Consider the following 25,578-nt stretch of genomic DNA (forward strand, 5'->3'; position numbering starts at 1 on the left):
CTTACAATAAATTAGTTTGCCCTTGCCTGCTTTTTGCAGGTCAAGGGCTAATTTTTTTTAACTGAACAAACATTTCTCATCAATAAATTGTATCTTTGTCGACTCAATTAGAAAAACTAACTAAGCGTAAGAAGTTTTGAGAAGAATATTATTCATCATATTATCATCTGCATTATTCTTTATAGGAAATATTCACGCGCAAGTCGCCACCAGTGACTCGCTCGTGATGCATTATCTACAACAACAAGGCATTCCGGTTACCGCCAACAATGAAGTAAAGCTTCTGATGAGCGGACGGGAGAAGTTTCTGGATCTCTTCGAAGAAATACGCCACGCCAAACATCACATTCATCTGGAATACTTCAATTTCCGCAATGACTCCATAGCCAATGCCCTGTTCGACCTACTGGCTGAAAAAGTACAGGAAGGTGTGGAAGTCCGTGCCCTCTTCGATGCTTTCGGTAACTGGTCTAATAACAAACCATTAAAGAAACATCACCTGAAAGCAATCCGTGGCCAGGGCATTGAAATAGTGAAATTTGACCCGATTACCTTCCCATGGATCAATCATGCCATGCATCGCGATCATAGGAAAATCGTAGTGATTGACGGCAAAATAGGATATACCGGCGGTATGAATATAGCCGACTATTACATCACAGGACTGCCCAAAATCGGTCAGTGGCACGACATGCACATGCGTATCGAAGGAGATGCAGTGCGCTATCTGCAAGGTATCTTCCTCACTATGTGGAACCAGGAGACTAAACAGCACATCGGCGGCCCCGTTTACTTTCCGGATATACCGCAACTCCCCGAAAGTATAGCCGAAGAAATAGCCATAGTAGACCGTACACCAAGGGAAACTCCCCGCTCCATCAGTCACGCTTATGCAGCATCCATTGGAGCAGCGCAACACAGCATACAGATTGTGAACCCCTACTTTGTACCAACCAAATCCATCCGGAAGGCCATTAAATATGCATTAAAAAAAGGTACTGAAGTGGAAATCATGATACCTGCCGTTTCTGATATTCCTTTCACCCCGGAAGCATCTTTCTATATCGTACACAAGCTGATGAAGAAAGGGGCAAAAGTTTATCTCTTTAACGGAGGCTTCCACCATTCCAAGATTATGATGGTAGACCGGAATTTCTGTACTGTGGGTACGGCCAATCTGAATAGCCGTAGTCTGCGATATGACTTTGAAACGAATGCGTTTATTTTCGATCCTACAATCACCCACCAGTTGAATGATATGTTTGAACGGGATAAAAAGAATAGTACGCTATTGACTCCCGAAGTTTGGAAAAAGCGTTCAGGATGGAAGAAGTTTGTAGGTTGGGTGGGTAACTTAATGACACCGTTCCTTTAATTATACCGCCGTTCCTCTAATAATTTTTAATTGAAAATTATTCTATGCTATTTGCCGAAGTTTAGTTACCTTTGGCGAGGCAAAAAAAGATTGTCCCTTTTGTTGTTTATAATTCGTAATCTGCAATCATGAAACAATATTTAGACTTGCTCGATCGGGTATTAACCGAGGGCGTACACAAGGAAGACCGTACCGGAACCGGTACAATCAGCGTATTCGGACACCAAATGCGCTTCAATATGGATGATGGCTTTCCCTGCCTCACTACCAAAAAACTGCATCTGAAATCAATTATATATGAATTGCTATGGTTTCTGAATGGAGATACCAATGCCAAGTATCTGCAAGATCATGGTGTTCGCATTTGGAACGAATGGGCGGATGAAAATGGAGATCTGGGACATATTTACGGTTATCAATGGCGTTCCTGGCCTGACTACAAAGGTGGTTCCATCGATCAGATCAGTGAGGCTGTAGAAACAATTCTTCATAATCCGGATTCCCGCCGCATCATTGTCAGCGCTTGGAATGTGGGAGATATTAACAACATGAATCTTCCTCCCTGTCATGCTTTCTTTCAATTCTATGTGGCAAACGGACGGTTGAGCCTCCAACTCTATCAACGAAGTGCGGATATTTTCCTCGGTGTACCTTTCAACATTGCATCTTATGCCCTACTGTTGCAGATGATGGCACAAGTGACCGGACTGAAAGCAGGGGATTTCATTCATACGCTCGGTGATGCGCACATTTATCTGAATCATCTGGAGCAGGTCAAACTGCAACTTTCCCGCGAACCACGTCCGTTGCCGCAAATGAAGATAAACCCGGACGTGAAGAGTATCTTCGACTTCCAATATGAAGATTTCGAATTGGTAAATTACGATCCGCATCCGCATATAGCAGGTAAAGTTTCTGTTTAATAAATCATACATCCAATCATGATTAGTATCATTGCCGCCGTAGACCGCAACTTAGGAATCGGTTTCCAAAATAAATTATTATTCTGGCTTCCCAATGATTTAAAACGTTTCAAGGCATTGACCACAGGAAACACCATCATCATGGGAAGAAAAACATTCGAGTCCCTGCCTAAAGGCGCACTACCCAACCGAAGGAATGTGGTGCTTTCATCCAATCTTGCGACTCAATGCCCCGGTGCAGAAGTATTCCCTACCCTCGAAGCAGCTTTGCAAAGCTGTCAACCTGAGGAACAAGTATATATTATCGGCGGAGCAAGTGTATATAAACAGGCAATGCCATTGGCAGACATGCTTTGCCTGACGGAAATCGATGCAGAAGCATCTCAGGCAGATGCTTACTTCCCTGCTGTAGAGTCCGCAATATGGCATGAAAAAAGCAGGGAATCTCATCTTGTTGACGAGAAACATCCCTGCCCCTATGCATTTGTGGATTATATCCGTAAGTAATTCCTAATCTTCATCCACCTCCACCATGATTGGCATCTGCCGTTTTATGGCTTCATGGAAGGATATTAGTGTTTCTGTGCGCGCTAACCCCAACGGCTGTAATTTATCGTGGATAATGCTCAGCAAATGATGATTATTGCGTGCGTAAAGTTTAATAAACATATCATATTTACCCGTCGTAAAGTGACATTCCACAACTTCGGGAATAGCTTCAAGTGCCTTTGTCACTGCGTCAAAAGATTCCGGATCTTTCAGATAAATGCCAATATAGGCACAAGTCTCATAACCGATTTTTTCCGGATCGATGACGTATTCCGAACCTTTCAAGATACCTAAATTCGTCAATTTTTGTATGCGTTGATGTATAGCTGCACCGGAAACATTGCAAGCTCTCGCCACTTCCAGGAAAGGAATACGGGCATTATCTGCAATCAATTTCAGTATTTGCTCGTCTAAAGTATCCAATTGATGATGTCCCATTTCTAATTTTATGATTAATAAATAACGATTGCTTCACCGTATTCTCATACGATAATGTGCAAAGTTAGCGAAATTTTTCCCAATAAAAATACGATTTATTACTTTTCTTGCTAAAAAATGAATAAACCCACAGTTACGATAAACAGGGTGAAAAGAAGATAAGCCGCATCTCGGCATATTTTTTTCATGTGAGCATGAAAGTTCTGCGCTCAATTTGCATTATCTTTGCCTATAACTACAAAATTAGATTGTTATGAAAAAATATCTTGTACTTGCATTGTGCTTACTGATGATAACAACAAGCCATGCGCAAAACTACACTGAGTATTTTGCCGATAAAACATTGCGTATTGATTATATCTTTACAGGAAATGCTGCCCGTCAGAATGTATGTCTGGATGAACTGTCCGTACTTCCATCATGGGCCGGAAGGCGTCATCATTTAGCTGAATTACCTTTGCAAGGTAATGGACAAATCATCATGAAAGATTTGGAAAGTGGAAAGACAATCTATACTACTTCTTTTTCTTCCCTCTTTCAAGAGTGGCTGGAAACGGACGAAGCCAAGGCTATCACCAAAGGATTTGAAAATACTTTCTTACTGCCCTACCCACTCCGTCCTGTGGAAATAGAGATCAGCCTGTTAAGCCCGAGAAAAGAAGTGCGTACACATCTGACGCACACTGTACGCCCCGATGATATACTTATTCATCAGAAAGGAACTGTCCACATCACTCCACATAAATATCTGCTAAAGAATGGTGAAACTGACAAGTGCATCGACGTGGCCATTCTTGCCGAAGGATATACTCCTGCAGAGATGAACATATTCTATCAGGATGCGGAAATCGCCTGTGAAAGCCTATTCTCACACGAACCGTTCAAGAGTATGAAAAATCGCTTCAATATTATAGCTGTTGCCAGCCCATCTGATGACGCAGGGGTGAGTGTTCCCCGTTTGGGAGAATGGAAACATACAGCCTTTAATTCCCATTTCAGTACATTCTATTCTGACCGTTATCTGACTACCCGCCGTGTCAAATCCATACACGATGCTTTGGCCGGAATACCATATGAACACATTATTATTCTTGCCAATACTGAAGAGTATGGAGGTGGTGGCATCTATAATGCTTATACGCTGACTACAGCTCACCACCCAATGTTCCGCCCGGTAGTTGTACACGAGTTCGGACATAGTTTCGGAGGATTGGCCGATGAATATTTCTACGACGATGATGTCATGACAGATACCTACCCATTGGATATAGAACCTTGGGAACAAAACATAAGTACCCGTATCGATTTCGCTTCTAAATGGGAAGACATGCTCATTAGAGGTACTCCTATTCCTACCCCTGTCAACGAACGGGCAAAGTATCCGGTAGGAGTATATGAAGGAGGTGGATATTCAGCCAAAGGCATATTCCGCCCCGCTGATAACTGCCGTATGCGCACCAATGAATATCCGACATTCTGCCCGGTATGCCAACGATCACTGCAAAGACTCATTGATTTTTATACCAAATAATAAGAGAAACTAAACTTTAAAGACCAACATTATGATCAGACTTCAACGTATCAGCACCGCTGATGGATTTTTGTATGAGTACATGGAACAGTTAATAACCTCCGCCTTCCCGCCTGAAGAATACCGACCGTTAGAAGAACTGCGCTTGTACACTGATAGCAAACCTCATTTCTATAACAATATTATTTTCCACCATGATACTCCTGTAGGATTCATTACCTATTGGGTTTTCGGCAAATTCTATTACGTAGAACACTTTGCTATTGATCCGGCCCAGCGTAATGGTGGACATGGAAAGAACGTTTTAAATCATTTATGCGAGTTACTTCAACATCCTATTGTTCTGGAAGTGGAAATGCCGGAAGAAGAAATGGCCCAAAGGCGTATTAATTTCTACAAGCGCCAAGGATTTGCTCTTTGGGAGAAACCATATCTTCAGCCTCCATACAGACCCGGGGATGATTATTTACCGATGCTACTTATGGCACACGGAAATTTAGAGTGTGAAAGGGATTTTGAAACAGTAAAAAACTCTATATATCGAGAAGTATATAACGTACAAGAATAAAAAAATAAAGGGTGCCTATTCGAAATAAGCACCCTTTATTTATATAGTTTGATTTAACTTCTTACTGACGCGGCTGCGCAGAATAGTTAAGTTTCAATGCATAAGCTTTACGAAGAGCTTCTTTGATATCTGTTACGATACCCATTTTCGTATCTTGGTCTACTTTCAAAGAAACAGTCATCTGTGGTTGATCTTCTTCCTTCATACTGGCACGTTCACCAATAATATAATCTTGGATTTCAGCAACTTCAGCATAGCTGTCGTTCAATTGGATACGACTTTCATTACCCAGTTTCTTACGGAACTCAGCTGTAGGCTTTCCTACATAGATAAACGTAACCAAAGATTTCTTTTCCAGTTTTTCCAACTCAGTAGCTTGCGGAACCTTAAACTCAACCTTTAATGTTACCTCACGCATTGTTGTTACAATCATAAAGAAGAACAACAAAGTAAAGATAAGGTCAGGCAGAGAAGAAGTATTCAACGCAGGCATTTCGCGTTTACCAGTCTTATTAAATTTTCCCATTACTTCTTTTCTCCGTACTTTTTAGGTTCTGCCTCAGAGATCTTCTGAGGATATACATCACGAATTGCTTTTTGCTCGTCTTCGCCCAAAGCAGCATAGCTCTTTCCAAATTTTTCCTGAGCTAATTCATCTCTCAACTCATTGTAAGCAGCTACCAATTCGTTCTGAACTGCTAAGTATGCTTTATAGGAAGAACCACGGTCACAACGCAAAGAAACTACATGCTTTTCCGTAATCTGCATAGTCCCGAAGAAAGGAATGTCTTTCGCATGCTTTTCCGGTTTAGACTCATCATTATACGGGTTGGCAATGAATTCTTTTGCTTTATCTCTCAACTGATCTATACTAACATATTCTCCACTACACATCAACTGGTCGTTCATGTTCAGGAAGACTGTCATTACGTTACGCTCCTTAACCTTATCCGAATCGTCCTTCTTTTGGTCTTGTTCGGGTGGTGGCGGCAAACGTCTTGCCAAACCACGGTCCGTATCCATAGAAGTCGTAATCAAGAAGAAGATTAACAATAGGAAAGCGATATCCGCTGTAGAACTTGAGTTTATATCAGGAACTTTTCTTTTTCCTTTTGCCATTGTAATTACTCCATTAGATTGAGTTCCCTCAATCGATTATGATAATTTCTTTTTAATACTACTGAAAAGCATTGCAAGAACAGTTGCTCCCAGTAAGAAATAAATAGTATACAGGAACATGTCAGTAACCTTCAACCAGAACGGAACATTATCAGTTCCACTATAACCTGGTATATTCATCTGTTCCCCACTACCCATAGACCAAGCAACGATCATAACAACAGCCAACAAGATGACGCCAAGCAATGACTTCAAAGCCTTTACCGGATTATCTTTTAATGCTGTACCAAACTGTAAAATAAATCCAGCTACCATTGCAACAACAGCCAAAACAAACAAACCATACATTAAATACAGCATACTATCTGTCTGTGCAGGCTGCCACATTTCGGGGTCAACACCCATCAGTACTGCATCGCCTTGAGCATCTCCACCAAAGTAGAATATACCCAATACTACTAAAATAGCAGCGAACAAAACATACAGTACATAATATGATACTCTATATGATAATTTAGCCATTTCTCTTATTTTTTGTATTTCAAGTTATATTTGATAACCATGTCCAACAAAGTGATAGAAGAATCTTCCATTTCGCTGGTCAAAGCCTCAATCTTAGAAAGGATATAGTTATAGAATACCTGCAGAATCAAAGCAACGATCAAACCGAAGATAGTTGTAATCAAGGCAACTTTCATACCACCTGCTACAACCGTCGGAGAGATATCACCTACTTGTTGGATCTTATCAAATGCCTGCACCATACCGATTACAGTACCCAAGAATCCTAAAGACGGAGCCATTGCGATGAACAGCGTAATCCAAGAACAACCTTTTTCCAAGTAACCGGCTTGTACACCACCGTAAGATACTACTGACTTCTCAACTACGTCAAGACCTTGATCGATTCTCAATAAGCCTTGGTAATAAATAGAAGCGATAGGACCTCTTGTATTACGTGCGATGTCTTTAGCAGCTTCTACGTCGCCTTTTTCCAAAGCAGCTTCAATAGCAGCCAAGAATTTCTTTGTGTTGATTTCAGCCAAGCTCAAATAAATGATACGTTCAATACAGAATGCAAGACCGATAACCAAAGCAATAGCAACCAAACTCATGAAAGATGCAGTACCTTCAATAAACTTAGTTTTAATTTCCTTGTGAATACCACCTTCTTCAGCTTCTACAGTAGCATCACCGGCAGAAGCCGCCTGAGCTGCAGGAGCAGCTTGTTCTGTTTGTTCCGCTGCAGGAGCATCTTGAGCCTGAGCAAGTTGAGTTGAGCCAAATGTTAAGACTCCCATCACAGCAACAATTGCAAATAACTTTTTCATTGTGTGTCTAATTTTTAAGATTAATTAATTAATTTGTTTATTATATTCATTTATTGTTTTTGTTTTTTCTTTCATCCTGCGGAGAGACGGGGATTCGAACCCCGGATACCCTTTAGAGGTATACACGCTTTCCAGGCGTGCCTCTTCAACCACTCGAGCATCTCTCCAATAGAGGCCTCTTTCAAAAACGGCTGCAAATTACAAAAAAAATGCGAACCACAAGCGTTTTCAGCTACAAATGTATTCTTTTTTTCGTTCTTGCCCTTCATTCTCCCCGTTTTATCTTTAATAAAATCTCAAAATTAATAAACTTTAAAATCTTTCCGATGTTATTTGAGCATTCCAAACACTTTTAAAGCGTTTTCCGAAGTAACGTCTCCAACAGCCTCAGGAGACATTCCGTAAATTTCAGAAACCTTCATCAAAGTATCCTTCACATAGGCGCTTTCATTTCTCCTACCACGATTCGGGACTGGAGTCAGATAAGGAGAATCTGTTTCAAGAACAATTTTTTCTAATGGTATTCCTGCCAAAATTTCCGGAAGGTGGGACTTCTTAAAAGTAACCACACCGTTAATTCCAATGAAGAAATCGGAAAACTCCAATATGCGGGTGGCTTCTTCTGCTGTTCCTGTAAAGCTATGAAATATTCCTCTTAAAGGAGCCTTTTTGTAAGGTTCCAGCACCTTATATATATAATCAAAGGCATCCCGGCAATGGATTACTACAGGGAGATCATATTCCAAAGCCCAATTGACTTGCTTGTCCAGTACTATTTGCTGCTCTTTCAGGTAAGTTTTGTCCCAATAAAGATCCATGCCTATCTCCCCTATAGCAACATATTCCTTAGAAAACTCCAATTCGCGAGCAACTATTTCCAATTCTTTTTCATAATTGGCATTGACAGAAGTAGGATGCAAACCGATCATAGGAAAACAGTATCCTTTATAAATGCTACAGGCTGACAACATTGCTTCAATAGTCGTACTATCAATATTGGGCATAAATATATGAGTAACTCCAGCAGCACGTGCACGTTCAATAACCTGTGGGAGATCCTCTGAAAACTCCTCCAAAAAAAGATGGGAATGTGTATCTATCAATCTCATTCGTTTATTTTTTCTATTCGTTTCTCACCAGTACGATAATAATAAATCAGCCCGTAATCACGACATAATTCCAATCGTTTTTCATTGGGAGAAACATCTTCAAACTTTTTTTCCACCTGATTCCATATATCCAAGATCAATTCATCTGCAGTAGTTCGCATAGCAGAAAGAGAATCTAAACTACGGGCAGTTAAAGCCTGCAAATTTTTCTGTCGATCATAACTATCTGTAAAAATATCATAATGAACTCTAACCTTCGCAATAGTAGGATTATAAATAGGAATTCCCCCTTGAGAAGTCCGCTTGGTTTCTCCATCAATAATTTTTCGTCCCCACTCCACCAAGGCTGCCTCCGTTGATAAATCCGGTACGTTTGAACTATCAGCCGGTAAACCATAATAAGATTTATGGACCGCACGCACCTCCGAGCGAATAACAGCCAAGTTCAATACCTGAATGAAATGAGAGACATACAGACGAGCCATCTTTACATTGGCCTGATGCTTACGCCCTGCTTGCGACTGACGTTCAAAGCACTGGGCATAATACGATTGGGCGGCTTCAAATCTCATCAAGAAATTCCGAGCTTCAGTCAACGTCTTTAAAGAAACTGCCAAATCATAGAGGTTATGGGTATCAGTTTTTGCAACCACTGCTTTCAGTGCCCGTATTCTCGCCTGGTCTGTATTTGGTAATCTTCTATAAGGCATAGTTACAAAAAAGCACAGTTAAACTTCTCTGTGTATCAAGTTTTCTATTATCTTTTTCAGTTCTTCTTTTTTTTCTTCTGCAATACTAACAGCTGCAAGGCTTTCCATTGCCCGGTTGCTATATTCCAATATCTTATTTTCGCAAACTGCTTTTACACCGATCCGGTCATACAGTTCCATCACTGCTGCAATTTTCTCTGCCGGCTGGAAAGTCTCTGCGTTTATCCAGCTATTCAACTGGTTATACTGATCCGCATTCGCATGCTCTAATGCTTTAATCAGCATATATGTTTTTTTATTGCAGAGAATATCCCCACCTATATTTTTTCCAAACACTTTAGCATTGCCATATACATCTAGCAAATCATCTTTCAACTGGAAGGCAACACCTATATGCATACCAAAATCATATAAACGATCAGCATCTTCTACCGAAGCGCCCCCCAAACGAGCTCCAATCTTCAGACTCGCCGCCAATAACACAGCAGTTTTCAGACGAATCATCTCCAAATATTCTTCTGCAGTTACATCATTCCTCTGCTCAAACTCCATATCCATTTGCTGGCCTTCACAAATTTCAAGTGCCGTCAAACTGAAAAGATCCATAACCTCTTTCAGAAAAGCCGAAGGGCATTCTGCCATAAACTGATAGGCAAGCACCAACATCGCATCTCCCGAAAGGATAGCAGTATTATCATTCCAAACTTTGTGAACAGTTTCTTTTCCTCTACGGCGATCCGCACGATCCATCAAATCATCATGCAAAAGGGTATAATTATGATAAACTTCGATACCTGTGGCCAGAGCATAGATACGGGTCACGTCTTCCTCGTACAAATTGTAAGCCAGCAACATTAACACCGGGCGAATTCTTTTTCCACCCATAGATAATACATATTCTACCGGAGCATACAATCCTTTCGGAGTACGCGTAAATTGTAAGCCAGCAATATGAGAATTAAATTTTTCGAGAAGCTCGGAAGCTGTAAACATAATGATAGTAAATTTAGGAGAATAGTGGGAATAAAAAGAGGCTGCCCAAAAGCAGCCTCCTCTTTTATATAGATAACGTATTACTGCAATCTAAACATTACAGGCACCGTATATTTAACGCGTACCGGTTTACCGCGCTGCATACCAGGTTTCCATTTCGGCATGGTACCAATCACACGAAGTGCTTCTTTATCCAGATACGGGTCAACACCTCTTATGACTTTGGCGTCTACAATACTACCGTCCTTGTTAACAACGAACTGTACTGTTACACGACCTTGAGTACCGTTTTCCTGTGCGATAGTCGGATATTTGATATTCTTGCTCAAGAATTGCATCAAACCAGCCATACCACCATTCGGGAATTCAGGCATTTGTTCTACAACCTCAAAAATGGTTTGTTCTTCCGGCTCTTCTTCTACAACTGTTACAGGCACGTATTTCACTTCTACTGCTGTACCAGTTTCCTCAGAAGAAGCAATGACTGTTTCTTCTACATCAGCATCGTCAGCTACGATTTCCAAAGTTTCGTTAATCGGAGCTACTTCTGGAGGAGGAGGTGCAACCTTTTCTTCCTGTTCAGTGATAGGAACCATTTCTTCTTCAAAATAGAGATCAGTAATGGCCTGGCTTGTATCAATTTTGATATCGCGCTTTGTCCATTCAAATGCAATAAACATAAAGGCAAGCACAATAACATAACCAATAAGCATCCAAGTCGATTTCTTGTTCTCCAAATCTGCTTTAGGTGTTTTCTTAATTTCCATAATTATAATATTATTTTAACGTGTTTCTCATTTTGGGCAAATATAGCACTTTTTCCGCAAAACGTTCAGCCGTACTATCTTTTTTAAGACAATATGCACCCATTTTTGTTTTTTTTATCCTTCAGAAAGCACACCTGTGCTTTTGTGCCACAAATGTAACGAGATATTTTAAAAATACCGTATCTTTGGCAATAATTTTAAATGAAATGTTGAAAAAGTCATTTATAACGGCGCTACTACTCCTGATTTTCTCCGTTTTACGTGCACAAGACGGAACCAGCGCCTTTCAATTTCTGAAACTCCCTTTTTCTGCCCATGCATCAGCATTGGGTGGAGAAAACACTTCTATTATAGAGGATGATTTGACTATGGCTGTCCAGAATCCGGCCCTTCTTTCCTGCGTAGCGGATAAGACTCTCAACCTGAACTACATGCTTTACATGAACGGTGTCAACGTTGGTGGAGCCGCATTTGCACGTACTGCCGGTGAGCGTTCCACCTGGGCGATAACCGCACAATATGTAGACTATGGAGAACTTAAAGAAACGACTGAAGAAAATATTGAAACCGGAACTTTCTCCGCCAAAGATATCTCTATATCGGGTATTTACACCTATGATTTAAGTGATTATTGGAGTGGAGGCGTACGCACCAATTTCATTTACTCCCACTATGATAAATATTCTTCATTTGCCATCGGTGTCGATCTGGGATTAAACTACTATCATCAGGAGTCCGATTTTTCCGCCTCGCTCGTTGCACGCAACCTGGGAGGACAGCTTAAAGCCTTCGAGGAACGGCATGAGAAATTACCTGTTGATGTACAATTGGGGTTCAGCAAACGATTGTCACATGCTCCGTTCCGGCTTTCCCTTACCCTACATGACCTGACACACTGGAGCGCCTCAGCCACGGCGGCAAACAATTTCGGAAAGAAATTGTTAAATCATATTGTCCTTGGTATTGACTTCCTGCCAACCAACAACTTTTATCTGGCAGCCGGATATAATTTCCGCCGCGGAGAAGAAATGAAAATAAACGGTTCCAGTCATTGGGCAGGTTTTACCTGTGGTACAGGTATTCAATTAAAGCGGTTGAAACTGGGAATGGCATACGCCAAATATCATGTGAGTTCATCCTCACTCATTTTTAATTTATCATATACCTTATAATATATATATATAGTATAACTCAAATATGAAAAAGATAACTATTGCAATCGATGGCTTTTCCTCTTGCGGAAAAAGTACTATGGCAAAAGACCTTGCCCGTGAAATAGGCTACATCTACATCGATAGTGGTGCCATGTACCGTGCAGTCACCTTATACAGTATAGAAAACGACATCTTTCAGGGAAATGACATCGATACGGAAAGACTTCGAAAAGAAATAGATAATATCCATATCTCCTTTCAATTAAACCCTGAAACCGGGCGTCCGGATACTTATCTGAACGGAGTAAATGTAGAAAATAAAATCCGCAGCATGGAAGTTTCTTCCCATGTTAGTCCCATTGCAACTTTAGGGTTTGTACGCGAAGCAATGGTAGCACAGCAACAAGCAATGGGCAATTCCAAAGGTATTGTCATGGATGGACGTGATATCGGAACTACGGTTTTTCCAGATGCTGAACTAAAAATATTTGTAACTGCCACGCCCGAAATCCGTGCGCAACGCCGCTATGATGAATTAAAGGCCAAAGGACAAGAAGCCAGTTTTGATGAAATACTTGAGAACGTAAAGCAACGGGATTATATCGATCAGAATAGGGAAGTAAGCCCGCTTCGCAAAGCAGATGACGCATTGCTGTTGGACAATACTGACATGACTATTCCTCAACAAAAGAAATGGTTACAAGAGCAATTCAATAAGATCGTTAAGAGATAAAGGAAAAAGGGTGTAGCCATATGCTGTAAAAGGTGTAGCCATCCAAGACAAAGGGTGTAGCCTTGGACCGTAAAGGGTGTAGCCCTTCCAAAGGTCTGTTTACGATCTCTATATCAACATATTATATTATGGTAAAAGTAGAAATAGATGAAGGCTCCGGCTTCTGCTTCGGTGTAGTCACTGCAATAAATAAAGCTGAAGAAGAGCTAGCCAATGGAGGCACTTTATATTGCCTGGGAGATATCGTACACAATAGCCGTGAAGTGGAGCGCCTGAAAGAGATGGGCCTCATCACTATCAATCATGATGACTTTAATCATTTGCACGATGCCAAAGTTTTGCTGCGTGCCCATGGAGAACCGCCCGAAACTTATGAAATTGCCCGTCGCAATAATATTGAAATCATTGATGCCACTTGCCCGGTAGTACTCCGCTTACAAAAGAAAATCAAGCAAGAATATACTCAAAAAGATACCGAGGACAAACAAATCGTTATCTATGGAAAAACCGGCCATGCGGAAGTCCTTGGTTTAGTAGGACAAACTACCGGAGAAGCAATTGTCATAGAAAAGTTGGAAGAAGCTAAAAAACTGGATTTTACCAGAAGCATCCGTTTATATTCGCAGACAACAAAGTCATTGGACGAATTCCAGAAAATCGTAGAATACATCAAAGAACATATCTCGCCTGATGTCACATTCGAATATTATGATACCATCTGCCGACAAGTAGCCAATCGAATTCCGAACATACGGAAATTTGCCGCTTCACACGACCTGGTATTCTTTGTGAGTGGCAAGAAAAGTTCCAATGGAAAAATGTTGTTCAGCGAGTGCAAAAAAGTCAACCCAAATTCCCACTTGATAGACAGTGCTGAAGAGATAGACAGTTCTCTGCTTACCGGAGCTTCCTCTATCGGAGTATGTGGAGCAACCTCCACTCCCAAATGGCTGATGGAAGAAATTTCTAAGACCATTCAATCGCGACTTACAGGACAATAAGTCACCGTTTTGAAACAACAAATTAACGTTAAATATGAATCACGCCCTCAGCTTTTTGCTATCTTTGCCAAGCGAAAATAGGCTGCGTTTCGGCAAAATCAAAAAACATTTTGCTTTTGCTCACAACTTGCACTATTTTTGCATCGATTATTTAAACCAAACTAAAAGATTGTTATGGGAACAGTTAAGTGCATAGGTATTTTAACATCCGGTGGCGATGCACCGGGAATGAACGCTGCTATTCGCGCGGTAACACGTGCTGCTATTTACAACGGATTACAAGTCAAAGGTATATATAGAGGTTACAGAGGTTTGGTAACCGGTGAAATCAAAGAATTCAAAAGCCAGAACGTAAGTAATATTATACAATTAGGTGGTACTATCCTGAAAACAGCTCGTTGCCAGGAGTTCACGACTCCCGAAGGACGCCAGATTGCGTATGATAATATGAAAAAGGAAGGCATTGACGCCTTGGTTATCATTGGTGGTGACGGTTCATTAACAGGTGCACGTATTTTCGCACAAGAGTTTGATGTACCTTGTATCGGATTACCCGGTACTATTGACAATGACCTGTACGGAACAGATACGACTATCGGCTATGATACAGCTTTGAACACCATTCTGGACGCTGTGGATAAAATTCGCGATACGGCAACCTCTCACGAACGTTTGTTCTTTGTGGAAGTAATGGGACGTGATGCCGGCTTCCTAGCTTTGAACGGTGCTATTGCCTCAGGTGCAGAGGCCGCTATCATTCCGGAGTTCAGTACGGAAGTCGATCAACTGGAAGAATTCATCAAAAACGGTTTCCGTAAATCCAAAAACAGTAGTATTGTAATTGTTGCGGAAAGCGAACTGACAGGTGGAGCCATGCACTTTGCAGAGCGTGTGAAAAATGAATATCCTCAATACGACGTACGTGTTACTATCCTTGGACACTTGCAACGCGGTGGAAGCCCTACTGCCCACGATCGTATCCTTGCCAGCCGACTCGGTGCGGCAGCTATCGATGCCATCATGGATGGACAACGCAATGTAATGGTCGGTATCGAACATGACGAAGTGGTATACGTTCCTTTCACCAAAGCTATCAAGAATGATAAGCCAATCAAGAAAGACTTGGTAAATGTATTGAGAGAACTCTCTATTTAATTAGAATATAGTGAAATATACAAAAGCGCGGATGAATTTCATCCGCGCTTTTGCATTATAGCCATTTTGCTACAATTTCTTCTGTCTTATCCCATAATTCCTTCATCTGTACATGATGAAAGAATTTCTCTGAGAGCTGTTTAGGATGGCAACTTACATTCAATGTTCCGGTACGTTTTCCCGCATCTTCATCCAGCAACAAACTGATGGCTGTCGCTGCTCCTTGGCGAGGTGTACGTATGAAAGGGCGGAAAAAGATATCCGTCAACGGATCAAACCACATATGCATCGTAATGATTTTGGTGGAAACAATACCCGGATCAGCTGCATTGACAATAATTCCTTTTTCTTTCACCTTCTTCGATAGAGCTATTGTAAACAGAGTCAATGCCAACTTCGTATTACTATAAATTGGAATACGCCAGAAAGCACCTTTCTTTCCACGCAAAAAGAAGTCAGGAAAATCCAGTTTACCAATGGCATAAGTACAGGACACCATATTTACAATCCGGCTTCCCTTTCCCATCAATGGTAGCAATTTACGGGTCAACAAATAGGGAGCTACATAATTGACACTCACTGTACGTTCCAATCCATCTTCGGTGATACAACGTTTCGTTTCCATAGTACCAGCATTGTTCATTAACAAGGTGATAGCTTCTCCACGCTGAAGAAGTTCATTGGCAAAAGAAGCCGTAGAAGATAAAGAAGCAAGATTGACCGGTACTATTTCCAATGCTACATTTCCTGCTTCCCGCATTATTAACTGACGTTTCTCTTCTGCGATTTCAGGATCACGACACGCCATAATGACTTTATATCCGGCGGCAGCAACAGTGCGTGTAATCTCCATTCCCATGCCACCATCTGCTCCGGTTATAACTGCAAGTTTCTGTTTCATTATCCTTTTGCTTCTATTTTTGTAATTTCCCGCTTCAAGCCGGCCGGAAGTTCTTCATTCAAATGCTGATGGCATGCCATTTCAATGGAATACATCCGTGCAATACAGTAATTACTATGTTTACAATTACAGAGTGCTTTCTCCTCTTCACGCATACGGTTGACAAAGCCCGGTTCATTAAGCAGGGCACGTGCCATCTGTACAGCTTCAAAACCATCATTCAGTACCTCATCTATTTTCTCACGCGAAACTAAGCCACCTACATATACCAATGGCATCTTTATTTCTGCTCGAAATTTCAGCGCATCTTCCAGAAAGTAAGCCTCTTTGAAAGGAACGGTAGGTATCATCCACTTCCCTACCATTCGTACTCCATACTTCAGCCACCAGCAATTCATATAATGAGTCATAGAACGGATAGGCATCTGACCACGCATCACATACATAGGAGCCTTACTTACAAAACCTCCACTCAGTACCAATGCATGAGCTCCTGATTGTTCCAGGCGCTTTGCCACCTGCATTGCCTCATCTATTTCCATCCCACCACGGAAACCATCGCGCATATTCATTTTTACCAATACAGCCATGTCAGTTCCGGCAGTTTTCATCACCTCCTCCATTACCATATCCATAAAACGCATTCGATTCTCCAAGGACCCACCGAAGCAGTCCTTACGCCGATTGGTATAAGGAGAAAGAAACTGAGAAATCAAATATCCGTGTCCGGCGTGTATTTCAACGGCATCAAAACCAGCTTCACGAGCCAGATTCACAGCACGACCATACGCACGTGCCATCTCAGGCAGTTCTTCTTTCTTCAAGCCACGAACAAAAGTAGGTGAGTAAAGATTGAAACCGCTGGAAGCTCCGACAGGAGTAACACCACAGATGCTTTTGTGCGACATATTGCCGCAATGTCCCAACTGGATAGCCGCAGCAGCACCTTCGGCATGTACAGCATCGGTCAGTTTTTTTAATCCGGGGATAATTTCAGGCCGCATCCATAATTGGCGGTCGAACGACAAACCACTTTGGGTGACAGCTGCATAAGCCACAGTAGTCATTCCAACACCACCAGCCGCAACTGAACGATGATAGTCAAGCAACATTTGCGAAGGGGCATTACCCGGACACATACTTTCAAATGCCGCTGAGCGGATGGTACGATTCCGCAAAGTCAGCGGGCCCAAAGTTACAGGAGTAAATAACTTGCTCATGAGTATTATTTATGATTTGTGATTTATAAGTGAGAGAAATCAATATAGGAACGGAAAAACACGTTTCCGGTTTCCTACCGCATCTCCAAATTCTTCTTTATAGCGATGCCAGATAGCATTAGCACGAGGAACCAGGTTAGCCACTGTCCACCATAGGAAAACCAGTCCGGAAAGCGACCATGTCAATATAGCCCATCCTGCCCATTCTATAATTTCACCAAAGTAATTGGCAGAGGTGACATAACGATACATCCCCTGCGATGGCAGATAATGCTGCGTATCTCCCGGTTTACGAAGATGGCGGATTACATAATCCGAATACCAGTTGATTCCCATTCCGGTGAAGAACAGCAATACTCCAAGAATAAACTGTGGAGTCTTCAGCCAGTCCGGCATATAAATAGTTTCAGGAGCCAGATAAAAGAGCCACTCTCCTTGCATAAAGCCATTCAGGAGGTTGAACAACATTCCCATCATCATAATAGCAAGCGGCATACGGCTTTTCCCCTTCAGCAGGAAAGGAAACACAAAGGCGCGCTGGAAATAATGCAATTGAAATAAGAGAAAGAAAATTAAAGGAACAATTGAATTATATCGTGCTGAATTCCACCAAAGTAATAACATCACAATAAACACAGGTGCCTCCATCAGCATCCACGCCAACTTATTATTGATAGAAATGCCCCAAGATGCAGTTCGGAACATTCCATATCCCGCTTTGACAAAATAAAGTGCGATAAAAACAAACAGTGCGATGATGCTCATTGCACCAAGAAATAGCTGAAAAGTCCCTTGTTCCATACTTGTTTCGATTTAAGTATGGGCAAAGATATATAAAAAGGGGAGAAAAAGAAAACTTCCTCGCCCTAATTAGTTTACAAATATGTTAGCAAATTATTTCAAAAATGTAAGGTTTTGAATGAAGTGATGATTTATTTTTTAGACGCGGATGACACGGATGACGCAGATTTTTTATTTATTGATGTGACAGCACAGCCTTTAAATCTGTGTCATCCGTGTCATCTGCGTCTAAGAGATTGAATACATAGGCTAAAATCATTTACCTCATTTCTATACCGTTTTACTCGTCTTTATCGTTTCTTGATAGGTACATAGGTCGTATCTTCAAGCACATTTTTGTATGCGGGACGAATGATACGCTTACCTTCAAAGTTCAATTCTTCATTACGGTGTGCACACCAACCGACGATACGAGCCATAGCAAACAACGGTGTAAAGATTTCCTGCGGTAATCCAATCATTTCATAAACAAAGCCAGAATAGAAATCGACGTTGCTCGATACCGTCTTTCCATTATTCTTCACGCGACCGAAAGTTTCGATAGCACGTTCCTCCAAGAGCTCAAGAAAAGCAAACTCGCGCTCTTTACCCTTTTCGCGGGCAAGATCACGAGCCAGTTCTTTCAGTAAGATAGCACGTGGATCGGAAATCGTATAAACAGCATGTCCGATACCATAAATTAATCCGGTCTTGTTATAAACTTCCTTATTCAGCATACGGGTAAAGTAAGTGTCGATCTCATCCACGCTTGTCCAGTCCTGAATATTCTCCTGTAAGTGATGGAACATATCAGCCACCTGAATATTTGCACCACCATGAAGCGGGCCTTTCAACGAACCGATACCTGCAGCAATTGCCGAATACGTATCTGTTCCGGTAGAAGAAGTGACACGAACAGTGAAAGTTGAGTTGTTACCGCCACCATGTTCAGCCTGAAGCACCAGCAAGAGGTCAAGGGTGCGGGCATCCAGCTGTGTATAATTACGTTTCAGCATATAAAGGAAATTTTCGGCAATAGAAAGATTCTCCTGCGGATGACGGATATGCAAGGAACGACCGAAGGTGGCATGTCGAAGCATATTGTATGCATAGGCAATGATAGTGGGAAATTTGGAGATGAGGTCTATACTCTGACGCATCAGGTTGTCGCGGGAAGTATCATCGGCAGCAGGGTCAAAACGATACATCTCGAGTACACTGCGTGCCAAAATATTCATAATATTATTCCCTTCCAGTTCGATAATATTCATCTTAGTCTTCTGTTCCAACGGCATATTATCATTAATCAGTTCACGGAAAGAAGCCAACTCTTCCTTATCAGGCAAATTACCGGACAGTAACAGATAAGCCACTTCCTCGAATCCAAAACGTTTCTCTTTCACAAAAGCGTGGACAATATCTTCCACATCATATCCCCGGTAGAACAGCTTACCCGGGATAGGTTTCAAGCCGCCGCCCGGAACACGTTCATAACCCACCACATTACCAATTCTGGTGAGTCCAACCAAAACACCCGTGCCGTCTTCATTGCGCAAACCGCGCTTCACATCAAATTTGGAGAATAATTCGGTATCAATCCGAACCGCTTCCTTCATATCCTCGGAAAGCTTATAAACTAAATATTCCTTCTTCATTTTCGTATCGTTTTAATCGTTAGTATTATTTTTCAATTCTTTCCACTATCTCCCGGGTAAAGGCAGAAGTGGACAAAGAGACGCCGCCGGGCATGAAGCGCGCCAGGTCGGCGGTAGCACGGGCATCAAGGAAACTTCGTTCCAGCGCATGTTCTATCAGGGAAGCAGATTCTTTCCAACCAAAGTATTCGAGCATCATTACAGCAGACAGAATGATGGAACAGGGGTTCACAATATTTTTACCTGCAATATTCGGTGCCGTGCCATGAGTGGCTTCAAAGATGGCATGTCCGGTCTGGTAGTTGATATTTGCTCCGGGAGCAATACCGATACCGCCCACCATGGCAGCCAACTGATCGGAAACATAATCTCCATTCAGGTTAAGGGTAGCAATCACAGAGTATTCTTCAGGAACCAACAAGGTATTTTGCAGGAAAGCATCCGCAATGCAATCTTTTATCACCAGCTTTCCGTCAGCCAATGCTTCTCCAAATTCACGTTCAGCTAGTTCGTAACCCCACTTTTTGAAACCGCCTTCGGTAAACTTCATTATATTTCCCTTGTGTACCAATGTCACGGAAGGCAGATTATTCTCAAGTGCATACCGGCAGGCAGCGCGCACCAACCGTTCCGTTCCTTCTTTTGAAACAGGTTTTACACCGAAAGAAGATGTCTTGGGGAACCGTACTTTCTTCACCCCCATTTCATCATGCAGAAACTTATAGAACTTCTCAGCCTCCGGTGTACCGGCTTCCCACTCAATACCCGCATAAATATCTTCCGTATTTTCACGGAATACACACATGTTCACCTTCTCCGGATGACGAACCGGAGAGTGAATGCCCTGATACCAACGAACCGGCCGCAGGCATACATACAAATCCAATGTCTGGCGCAATGCCACGTTCAGTGAACGGATACCACCACCGACAGGGGTCGTCAGCGGACCTTTGATACCCACCTTGTAATCACGAAAAGCTTCCATTGTTTCATCAGGTAACCACAGGCCACATTTTTCAAAAGCCCGTTCGCCTGCCCACACTTCCATCCATTCAATTTGCCGTTGTCCACTATATGCTTTCTGCACGGCAGCATTCACAATAGCTTGCATAGAAGGAGTTATTTCAACTCCTACCCCATCACCTGTAATAAAAGGTACTGTAATTTTATCCATCTTTCTATCTTGCATTAAGAGCAGAACCGGCACGAAACCAGCCTATCTGCTGTTCATTATACGTATGTTGAGCTTCGAAGCTATCCTTCGTACCATCTTCGTGGTGAAGGACAATCTTAAGATTACGGCCGGGAGCAAAGTCCATCAATCCGATTACCGAAATTAAATCATGTTCCTGAATCTTATCATAATCGGCTTTATCCACAAAAGTCAATGCCAGCATACCTTGTTTCTTTAGGTTCGTTTCATGGATACGGGCAAAACTCTTTGCCAGAATCACACGGACCTTCAGGAAACGGGGCTCCATAGCGGCATGTTCACGACTGGAACCTTCACCATAATTCTCTTCGGCTACTACAATGGAAGAAATTCCTTCGGACTTATACATCTTTGCCGTACCGGAAACCGGACCGTACATATTAGTCGAACGATTCCAGACACTGTTAGTTTCTCCATTGAAAGCATTTACAGCACCCATCAGCATATTGTCTGAGATATTCTCCAGATGCCCACGGAAACGAAGCCACGGCCCCGCCATTGAAATATGGTCTGTAGTACATTTACCCTGTACCTTAATCAGCAACGGCATATTAAGTAAATCGGTTCCTTCCCAGGCAGGGAATGGTTGTAGCAATTGAAGCCGTTGCGAATGGAGATTCACATTGATTTCCACCTTTTCACTGCTGGGGGCTATATACCCTTCGCTACCTTCGGCAAATCCTTTCGGTGGCAATTCTTCACCCACAGGCTCGGAGAGTTTTACCTTTTCACCTTCACGATTCACCAATACATCTGTCAGCGGATTGAAACAAAGATCTCCGGCAATCGTCAGTGCCATCGTCAATTCGGGGGAAGCGACAAAGGCATACGTATTCGGATTACCGTCTGCACGTTTAGCAAAATTACGGTTGAAAGAGGTTACGATAGAATTTTTGCGAGTAGGGTTATCTGTCTCACGTTTCCACTGACCAATACAGGGACCGCAGGCATTTGCCATAATTGTAGCACCGACTTTTTCAAAAGTTCCTATCATACCATCCCGCTCTGCTGTAGCCCGTATCCGTTCGGAACCGGGGTTCACAATCAGGGGAGCGGCTACTTTCAGGTGCTTCTCTTCAACTTGGCGCGCCAAGGAAACGGCACGACTTAAATCCTGATAGGATGAATTGGTGCATGAACCTATCAATCCGACTTCCATCTTGCGCGGATAACCGTTAACCAATACTTTTTCTGCAAATTCAGAAATAGGCGTAGCAGCATCGGGAGTAAAAGGACCATTAATATAAGGTTCCAGCCTGGAAAGGTCAATCTCAATTACCCGGTCGTAATACTTCTCCGGGGCAATCATGATGTCGGCATCTGCACGAAGATCACCCGCCACAGAATCAGCCATCTCTGCCACTTCTTCCCTTCCTGTGGCTTTCAGATAAGTAGCCATACGATCATCATAAGGGAAAAGTGACGTAGTGGCGCCGACTTCGGCACCCATATTACAAATAGTTGCCTTACCGGTAGCAGACAAAGAAGCCGTGCCCGGTCCAAAATATTCAATGATTGCATTTGTACCGCCTTTAACCGTCAGGATACCTGCCAACTTCAGAATCACATCTTTTGGAGCCGCCCAACCATTTAATTCACCTTTCAGATGTACACCAATCAAACGGGGCATTTTCAATTCCCATTCCATACCGGTCATCACATCCACTGCATCGGCACCACCGACGCCGATGGCAACCATACCCAGACCACCTGCATTGGGCGTATGCGAATCCGTACCTACCATCATTCCACCAGGAAAGGCATAATTTTCCAATACCACCTGATGAATAATACCCGCACCCGGTTGCCAGAAGCCGATGCCGTATCGGGAAGAAACATCACGCAAAAAATCGTATACTTCTTCGTTTGTCTTGGTAGCAGTGGCAATATCTTCCCGGGCTCCTCTATAGGCCTGTATCAGATGGTCGCAATGCACCGTTGAAGGTACAGCAACTTGTTCACGACCTGCATTCATAAATTGCAGCAATGCCATTTGAGCGGTTGCATCCTGCATTGCTACACGGTCAGGGCGGAAGTTTACATAATCTTCTCCCCGATTGTAGTCTTTTACCCCCTTCTCATCAAACAGATGAGTATACAAAATCTTTTCTGCTAATGTCAGCGGACGTTGCAGTATAGCCCGCACGTGTTCCATTTTCCCCTTATAAGAAGCATAAAAGGCCTTTAACATAGTTACGTCATACACCATAATCACATTTATTTTTAGTTTTCCAATATTGTAAAGATTACAAATTAATATAATAAACAAATTAAAATCGTTAAAGGTTTAACAAATTAAAGCTTTTCTTCGTGCAAAAGCGAAGAATGATTACCTTTGTAAGAGATTTAATAATAATATGAGCAATAACCTCCTTTCTCCAACAGACCATCTTCAGCAACAAGAACTGCTCCTGCGTATGGAATATGAATTCGAAAAAGAAGAATTCAAAAGACAGACTGAAACCATGGGTATCGCCCGCAAGGTGAAACGGGGACTCTGTTGGTATCCTGCCACTCCCGGACGAAGTTACTACAATTCACTGAATCAATTAGTAATAGAAATTACACATACGGAAGATACTGATATAGAACATAATTTTGAATTCGGGCGTCCCGTCTGTTTTTTCCGTAAAGGATACGACGAAAAGATCACATATTTCAATTCCATTGGTACTATCAGTTATGCCAACGAAACACGTATGGTTGTTGCGATGCCCGGTGCAGGTGCTATACTGGAAGTGCAATCTGCCGAAAACCTCGGAGTGCAGCTTTATTTTGATGAAACGTCCTACCGCACTATGTTCGAAGCACTCTCCGATGTAATTCGCGCTAAGGGCAATCGATTGGCAGAATTGAGAGATATCATGTTGGGAACTTTAAAACCCGGATTCCGTGAACTCTACCCCGTCCGTTTCCCTTGGCTGAACTCTACACAGGAAAATGCAGTGAACAAAGTACTGAACTCCCGCGATGTTTCTATTGTACACGGACCTCCGGGAACAGGAAAAACAACTACTCTCGTAGAAGCTATCTATGAAACATTGCACCGCGAACCGCAAGTACTGGTTTGTGCCCAAAGTAATACTGCTGTCGACTGGATCTGTGAAAAACTCGTAGATCGTGGCGTAAATGTCCTGCGCATTGGCAATCCCACCCGGGTAAACGACAAAATGCTTTCATTCACTTATGAGCGCCGCTTCGAAGGGCATCCGGCCTATTCTGAACTATGGAGTATCCGTAAAGCTATGCGTGAAATGGGCGGCAAACATCGGGGTAGTTATGAGGAACGTGAAAGCGCCCGCAATCGTATGAGTCGCCTGCGTGATCGTGCCACACAATTGGAAATACAAATCAATGCCGATCTTTTTGACAATGCCCATGTCATAGCCTCCACCCTTGTCAGCAGCAATCACCGTATACTGAACGGGCGTCACTTCGGTACACTTTTTATTGATGAAGCTGCCCAAGCCCTGGAAGCCGCCTGTTGGATAGCTATTCGCAAAGCCGACCGTGTAGTACTGGCAGGCGATCATTGCCAGCTTCCACCTACTATAAAATGTTACGAAGCTGCCCGTGGAGGCCTCGAATGTACATTAATGGAAAGAGTGGTTGCCAATAAACCTAGCACCGTCTCCCTATTGAAGGTACAATATCGTATGCACGAGGATATCATGAAATTTCCTTCTCAGTGGTTTTATAATGGAGAACTACAAGCGGCTCCTGAGATACGATACCGCGGTATTCTCGACTGGGACACTCCTATCAGCTGGATAGATACTTCTGACATGGATTTTAAAGAAGAGTTTATAGGAGAAACATTCGGGCGTATCAATAAAGCAGAAGCAGATTTACTTCTTCAGGAATTAAAAGTTTATATTAACCGGATAGGTGGAAAACGCGTGTTAGAAGAGCGGATCGATTTCGGTATAATTTCCCCATACAAAGCCCAGGTGCAATATCTTCGCAATAAGATTAAAGCAAGCGGTTCACTTAAACCGTATCGCAGCTTGCTCACTGTCAACACCGTAGATGGTTTTCAGGGACAGGAACGTGATGTCATTTTCATCAGCCTTGTCCGTGCCAACGAAGATGGGCAGATAGGCTTCCTCAACGACCTGCGAAGAATGAATGTCGCCATAACCCGTGCCCGCATGAAGCTGGTGATATTAGGAGAAGCCGCCACTTTAGCCCATCATACTTTTTATCACAAATTTCTGGAATATACGGGAACTGTAAAACCACAAGATGAGTCACCTCACCGGGACTAATCTCCTCATTCTTGTCAAGAGCAGATTTACGGAGCATTAACAGAACAAAAGGAATTTAAACCATCTGTTCTTGTTTCGCTGAAAC

The 25,578-nt window shown here is 42.4% G+C and carries 25 protein-coding genes and 1 tRNA gene; 10 read left to right on the forward strand and 16 right to left on the reverse strand.

All coding sequences use genetic code 11. The features are described from left to right. The first annotated feature begins 190 nt into the window (after positions 1-190). The 3 genes from cls (at position 191) to VYM24_RS24915 (ending at position 2,805) form a co-directional block, all read left to right on the forward strand. Positions 191-1,375 carry a cardiolipin synthase gene (gene cls, locus VYM24_RS24905; RefSeq protein ID WP_330942294.1) on the forward strand — a complete coding sequence of 395 codons (1,185 nt, stop codon included), beginning with the start codon at positions 191-193 and terminating at the stop codon, positions 1,373-1,375. A gap of 128 nt (positions 1,376-1,503) precedes the next feature. After that, complete coding sequence (locus tag VYM24_RS24910) at positions 1,504-2,298, forward strand: thymidylate synthase (RefSeq protein ID WP_291554624.1); 795 nt, start codon at positions 1,504-1,506, stop codon at positions 2,296-2,298. Positions 2,299-2,316: 18 nt separating this feature from the next. Further along, positions 2,317-2,805, forward strand: a complete 489-nt coding sequence (locus VYM24_RS24915; protein WP_330941125.1) for a dihydrofolate reductase — start codon at positions 2,317-2,319, stop codon at positions 2,803-2,805. 3 nt (positions 2,806-2,808) lie between these two features. On the opposite strand, the gene VYM24_RS24920 is transcribed toward VYM24_RS24915, so the two are convergent. Further along, complete coding sequence (locus tag VYM24_RS24920) at positions 2,809-3,285, reverse strand: Lrp/AsnC family transcriptional regulator (protein WP_044271724.1); 477 nt, start codon at positions 3,283-3,285, stop codon at positions 2,809-2,811. 253 nt (positions 3,286-3,538) lie between these two features. On the opposite strand from VYM24_RS24920, the gene VYM24_RS24925 reads away from it, so the two are divergent. Next, positions 3,539-4,816 carry an IgA Peptidase M64 gene (locus tag VYM24_RS24925; RefSeq protein ID WP_330941126.1) on the forward strand — a complete coding sequence of 426 codons (1,278 nt, stop codon included), beginning with the start codon at positions 3,539-3,541 and terminating at the stop codon, positions 4,814-4,816. 31 nt (positions 4,817-4,847) lie between these two features. After that, positions 4,848-5,384, forward strand: coding sequence for a GNAT family N-acetyltransferase (locus tag VYM24_RS24930; RefSeq protein WP_330941127.1), 537 nt, complete (start codon positions 4,848-4,850; stop codon positions 5,382-5,384). Positions 5,385-5,445: 61 nt separating this feature from the next. Here VYM24_RS24930 and VYM24_RS24935 read toward each other — a convergent pair whose 3' ends face one another. The 9 genes from VYM24_RS24935 to VYM24_RS24975 form a co-directional block, all read right to left on the reverse strand. Continuing rightward, positions 5,446-5,910, reverse strand: coding sequence for an ExbD/TolR family protein (locus tag VYM24_RS24935; protein WP_007210400.1), 465 nt, complete (start codon positions 5,908-5,910; stop codon positions 5,446-5,448). Beyond that, entirely contained in the window at positions 5,910-6,503 is a 594-nt protein-coding gene (locus VYM24_RS24940) for an ExbD/TolR family protein (RefSeq protein ID WP_330941128.1), read from the reverse strand. Before VYM24_RS24940 ends, VYM24_RS24935 begins: the two co-directional genes overlap by 1 nt. Positions 6,504-6,539: 36 nt before the next feature. Continuing rightward, positions 6,540-7,025, reverse strand: a complete 486-nt coding sequence (locus VYM24_RS24945) for a hypothetical protein (RefSeq protein ID WP_330941129.1) — start codon at positions 7,023-7,025, stop codon at positions 6,540-6,542. Positions 7,026-7,030: 5 nt separating this feature from the next. Then, positions 7,031-7,834, reverse strand: a complete 804-nt coding sequence (locus VYM24_RS24950; protein WP_330941130.1) for a MotA/TolQ/ExbB proton channel family protein — start codon at positions 7,832-7,834, stop codon at positions 7,031-7,033. A gap of 79 nt (positions 7,835-7,913) precedes the next feature. After that, positions 7,914-8,001 (reverse strand) — tRNA-Ser (locus tag VYM24_RS24955). A gap of 162 nt (positions 8,002-8,163) precedes the next feature. Beyond that, the gene (locus tag VYM24_RS24960) at positions 8,164-8,943 is read right to left on the reverse strand and encodes a TatD family hydrolase (protein WP_330941131.1); all 780 of its coding nucleotides are present in this window, start codon (positions 8,941-8,943) and stop codon (positions 8,164-8,166) included. Further along, positions 8,940-9,653, reverse strand: a complete 714-nt coding sequence (locus VYM24_RS24965) for a hypothetical protein (protein ID WP_330941132.1) — start codon at positions 9,651-9,653, stop codon at positions 8,940-8,942. The genes VYM24_RS24960 and VYM24_RS24965 overlap by 4 nt, the downstream gene beginning before the upstream one ends. Before the next feature lie 18 nt (positions 9,654-9,671). Beyond that, positions 9,672-10,646, reverse strand: coding sequence for a polyprenyl synthetase family protein (locus tag VYM24_RS24970; protein ID WP_299088718.1), 975 nt, complete (start codon positions 10,644-10,646; stop codon positions 9,672-9,674). A gap of 80 nt (positions 10,647-10,726) precedes the next feature. Further along, the gene (locus VYM24_RS24975; protein WP_291553092.1) at positions 10,727-11,413 is read right to left on the reverse strand and encodes an energy transducer TonB; all 687 of its coding nucleotides are present in this window, start codon (positions 11,411-11,413) and stop codon (positions 10,727-10,729) included. A 206-nt stretch (positions 11,414-11,619) separates the two neighbouring features. Between VYM24_RS24975 and porQ the strand changes: the two genes are divergently transcribed. The 4 genes from porQ (at position 11,620) to pfkA (ending at position 15,456) form a co-directional block, all read left to right on the forward strand. Then, the gene (porQ, locus tag VYM24_RS24980) at positions 11,620-12,585 is read left to right on the forward strand and encodes a type IX secretion system protein PorQ (protein WP_299088720.1); all 966 of its coding nucleotides are present in this window, start codon (positions 11,620-11,622) and stop codon (positions 12,583-12,585) included. A gap of 25 nt (positions 12,586-12,610) precedes the next feature. Further along, a complete protein-coding gene (cmk, locus tag VYM24_RS24985; RefSeq protein ID WP_291553088.1) occupies positions 12,611-13,300 on the forward strand; it encodes a (d)CMP kinase in 690 nt (229 codons plus the stop codon). 128 nt (positions 13,301-13,428) lie between these two features. Beyond that, positions 13,429-14,301: a 4-hydroxy-3-methylbut-2-enyl diphosphate reductase gene (locus tag VYM24_RS24990; RefSeq protein ID WP_044271710.1), complete on the forward strand. Its 873-nt coding sequence runs from the start codon at positions 13,429-13,431 to the stop codon at positions 14,299-14,301. A gap of 174 nt (positions 14,302-14,475) precedes the next feature. Next, a complete protein-coding gene (pfkA, locus tag VYM24_RS24995) occupies positions 14,476-15,456 on the forward strand; it encodes a 6-phosphofructokinase (RefSeq protein WP_007210387.1) in 981 nt (326 codons plus the stop codon). Between the two features lie 55 nt (positions 15,457-15,511). Here the strand turns inward: pfkA and VYM24_RS25000 are convergent, their stop codons facing one another. The 6 genes from VYM24_RS25000 to VYM24_RS25025 all read right to left on the reverse strand — a co-directional run bounded on the left by VYM24_RS25000 (position 15,512) and on the right by VYM24_RS25025 (position 23,434). Then, on the reverse strand, positions 15,512-16,357 hold the full coding sequence (locus tag VYM24_RS25000; protein ID WP_291553085.1) for an SDR family oxidoreductase: 846 nt from the start codon (positions 16,355-16,357) through the stop codon (positions 15,512-15,514). Further along, positions 16,357-17,577, reverse strand: a complete 1,221-nt coding sequence (locus tag VYM24_RS25005; protein WP_330941133.1) for an NADH:flavin oxidoreductase — start codon at positions 17,575-17,577, stop codon at positions 16,357-16,359. Before VYM24_RS25005 ends, VYM24_RS25000 begins: the two co-directional genes overlap by 1 nt. A gap of 39 nt (positions 17,578-17,616) precedes the next feature. After that, positions 17,617-18,378 carry a methyltransferase gene (locus VYM24_RS25010; protein WP_291553081.1) on the reverse strand — a complete coding sequence of 254 codons (762 nt, stop codon included), beginning with the start codon at positions 18,376-18,378 and terminating at the stop codon, positions 17,617-17,619. Between the two features lie 290 nt (positions 18,379-18,668). Next, positions 18,669-20,012 (reverse strand): citrate/2-methylcitrate synthase, encoded by a 1,344-nt coding sequence (locus tag VYM24_RS25015; protein ID WP_044271693.1) that lies wholly within the window; start codon positions 20,010-20,012, stop codon positions 18,669-18,671. A gap of 25 nt (positions 20,013-20,037) precedes the next feature. Further along, entirely contained in the window at positions 20,038-21,186 is a 1,149-nt protein-coding gene (gene icd / locus VYM24_RS25020) for an NADP-dependent isocitrate dehydrogenase (RefSeq protein WP_299088730.1), read from the reverse strand. 4 nt (positions 21,187-21,190) lie between these two features. Further along, positions 21,191-23,434 (reverse strand): aconitate hydratase, encoded by a 2,244-nt coding sequence (locus VYM24_RS25025; RefSeq protein WP_299088732.1) that lies wholly within the window; start codon positions 23,432-23,434, stop codon positions 21,191-21,193. A 148-nt stretch (positions 23,435-23,582) separates the two neighbouring features. On the opposite strand from VYM24_RS25025, the gene VYM24_RS25030 reads away from it, so the two are divergent. Continuing rightward, a complete protein-coding gene (locus VYM24_RS25030) occupies positions 23,583-25,493 on the forward strand; it encodes an AAA domain-containing protein (protein ID WP_299088734.1) in 1,911 nt (636 codons plus the stop codon). Positions 25,494-25,578: the final 85 nt, after the last annotated feature.

It is taken from the genome of Bacteroides sp. MSB163 (assembly GCF_036416795.1).
Taxonomy (GTDB): Bacteria; Bacteroidota; Bacteroidia; order Bacteroidales; family Bacteroidaceae; genus Bacteroides; species Bacteroides maternus.

Excerpts from the sequence above, each read along its gene's own strand:
- VYM24_RS24920 (WP_044271724.1), bottom strand. The coding sequence starts at position 3,285 with ATGGGACATCATCAATTGGATACTTTAGACGAGCAAATACTGAAATTG.
- VYM24_RS25030 (WP_299088734.1), top strand. The coding sequence starts at position 23,583 with ATGAGCAATAACCTCCTTTCTCCAACAGACCATCTTCAGCAACAAGAA.
- pfkA (WP_007210387.1), top strand. The coding sequence starts at position 14,476 with ATGGGAACAGTTAAGTGCATAGGTATTTTAACATCCGGTGGCGATGCA.
- VYM24_RS25010 (WP_291553081.1), bottom strand. The coding sequence starts at position 18,378 with ATGGAACAAGGGACTTTTCAGCTATTTCTTGGTGCAATGAGCATCATC.
- VYM24_RS24945 (WP_330941129.1), bottom strand. The coding sequence starts at position 7,025 with ATGGCTAAATTATCATATAGAGTATCATATTATGTACTGTATGTTTTG.
- VYM24_RS25005 (WP_330941133.1), bottom strand. The coding sequence starts at position 17,577 with ATGAGCAAGTTATTTACTCCTGTAACTTTGGGCCCGCTGACTTTGCGG.
- icd (WP_299088730.1), bottom strand. The coding sequence starts at position 21,186 with ATGGATAAAATTACAGTACCTTTTATTACAGGTGATGGGGTAGGAGTT.
- VYM24_RS25025 (WP_299088732.1), bottom strand. The coding sequence starts at position 23,434 with ATGGTGTATGACGTAACTATGTTAAAGGCCTTTTATGCTTCTTATAAG.
- VYM24_RS24965 (WP_330941132.1), bottom strand. The coding sequence starts at position 9,653 with ATGCCTTATAGAAGATTACCAAATACAGACCAGGCGAGAATACGGGCA.
- VYM24_RS24935 (WP_007210400.1), bottom strand. The coding sequence starts at position 5,910 with ATGGGAAAATTTAATAAGACTGGTAAACGCGAAATGCCTGCGTTGAAT.
- VYM24_RS24910 (WP_291554624.1), top strand. The coding sequence starts at position 1,504 with ATGAAACAATATTTAGACTTGCTCGATCGGGTATTAACCGAGGGCGTA.
- VYM24_RS24960 (WP_330941131.1), bottom strand. The coding sequence starts at position 8,943 with ATGAGATTGATAGATACACATTCCCATCTTTTTTTGGAGGAGTTTTCA.
- VYM24_RS24940 (WP_330941128.1), bottom strand. The coding sequence starts at position 6,503 with ATGGCAAAAGGAAAAAGAAAAGTTCCTGATATAAACTCAAGTTCTACA.
- VYM24_RS25015 (WP_044271693.1), bottom strand. The coding sequence starts at position 20,012 with ATGAAGAAGGAATATTTAGTTTATAAGCTTTCCGAGGATATGAAGGAA.
- VYM24_RS24915 (WP_330941125.1), top strand. The coding sequence starts at position 2,317 with ATGATTAGTATCATTGCCGCCGTAGACCGCAACTTAGGAATCGGTTTC.
- porQ (WP_299088720.1), top strand. The coding sequence starts at position 11,620 with ATGTTGAAAAAGTCATTTATAACGGCGCTACTACTCCTGATTTTCTCC.
- cmk (WP_291553088.1), top strand. The coding sequence starts at position 12,611 with ATGAAAAAGATAACTATTGCAATCGATGGCTTTTCCTCTTGCGGAAAA.
- VYM24_RS24930 (WP_330941127.1), top strand. The coding sequence starts at position 4,848 with ATGATCAGACTTCAACGTATCAGCACCGCTGATGGATTTTTGTATGAG.
- VYM24_RS24975 (WP_291553092.1), bottom strand. The coding sequence starts at position 11,413 with ATGGAAATTAAGAAAACACCTAAAGCAGATTTGGAGAACAAGAAATCG.
- VYM24_RS24925 (WP_330941126.1), top strand. The coding sequence starts at position 3,539 with ATGAAAAAATATCTTGTACTTGCATTGTGCTTACTGATGATAACAACA.
- VYM24_RS24990 (WP_044271710.1), top strand. The coding sequence starts at position 13,429 with ATGGTAAAAGTAGAAATAGATGAAGGCTCCGGCTTCTGCTTCGGTGTA.
- VYM24_RS24970 (WP_299088718.1), bottom strand. The coding sequence starts at position 10,646 with ATGTTTACAGCTTCCGAGCTTCTCGAAAAATTTAATTCTCATATTGCT.
- VYM24_RS24950 (WP_330941130.1), bottom strand. The coding sequence starts at position 7,834 with ATGAAAAAGTTATTTGCAATTGTTGCTGTGATGGGAGTCTTAACATTT.
- VYM24_RS25000 (WP_291553085.1), bottom strand. The coding sequence starts at position 16,357 with ATGAAACAGAAACTTGCAGTTATAACCGGAGCAGATGGTGGCATGGGA.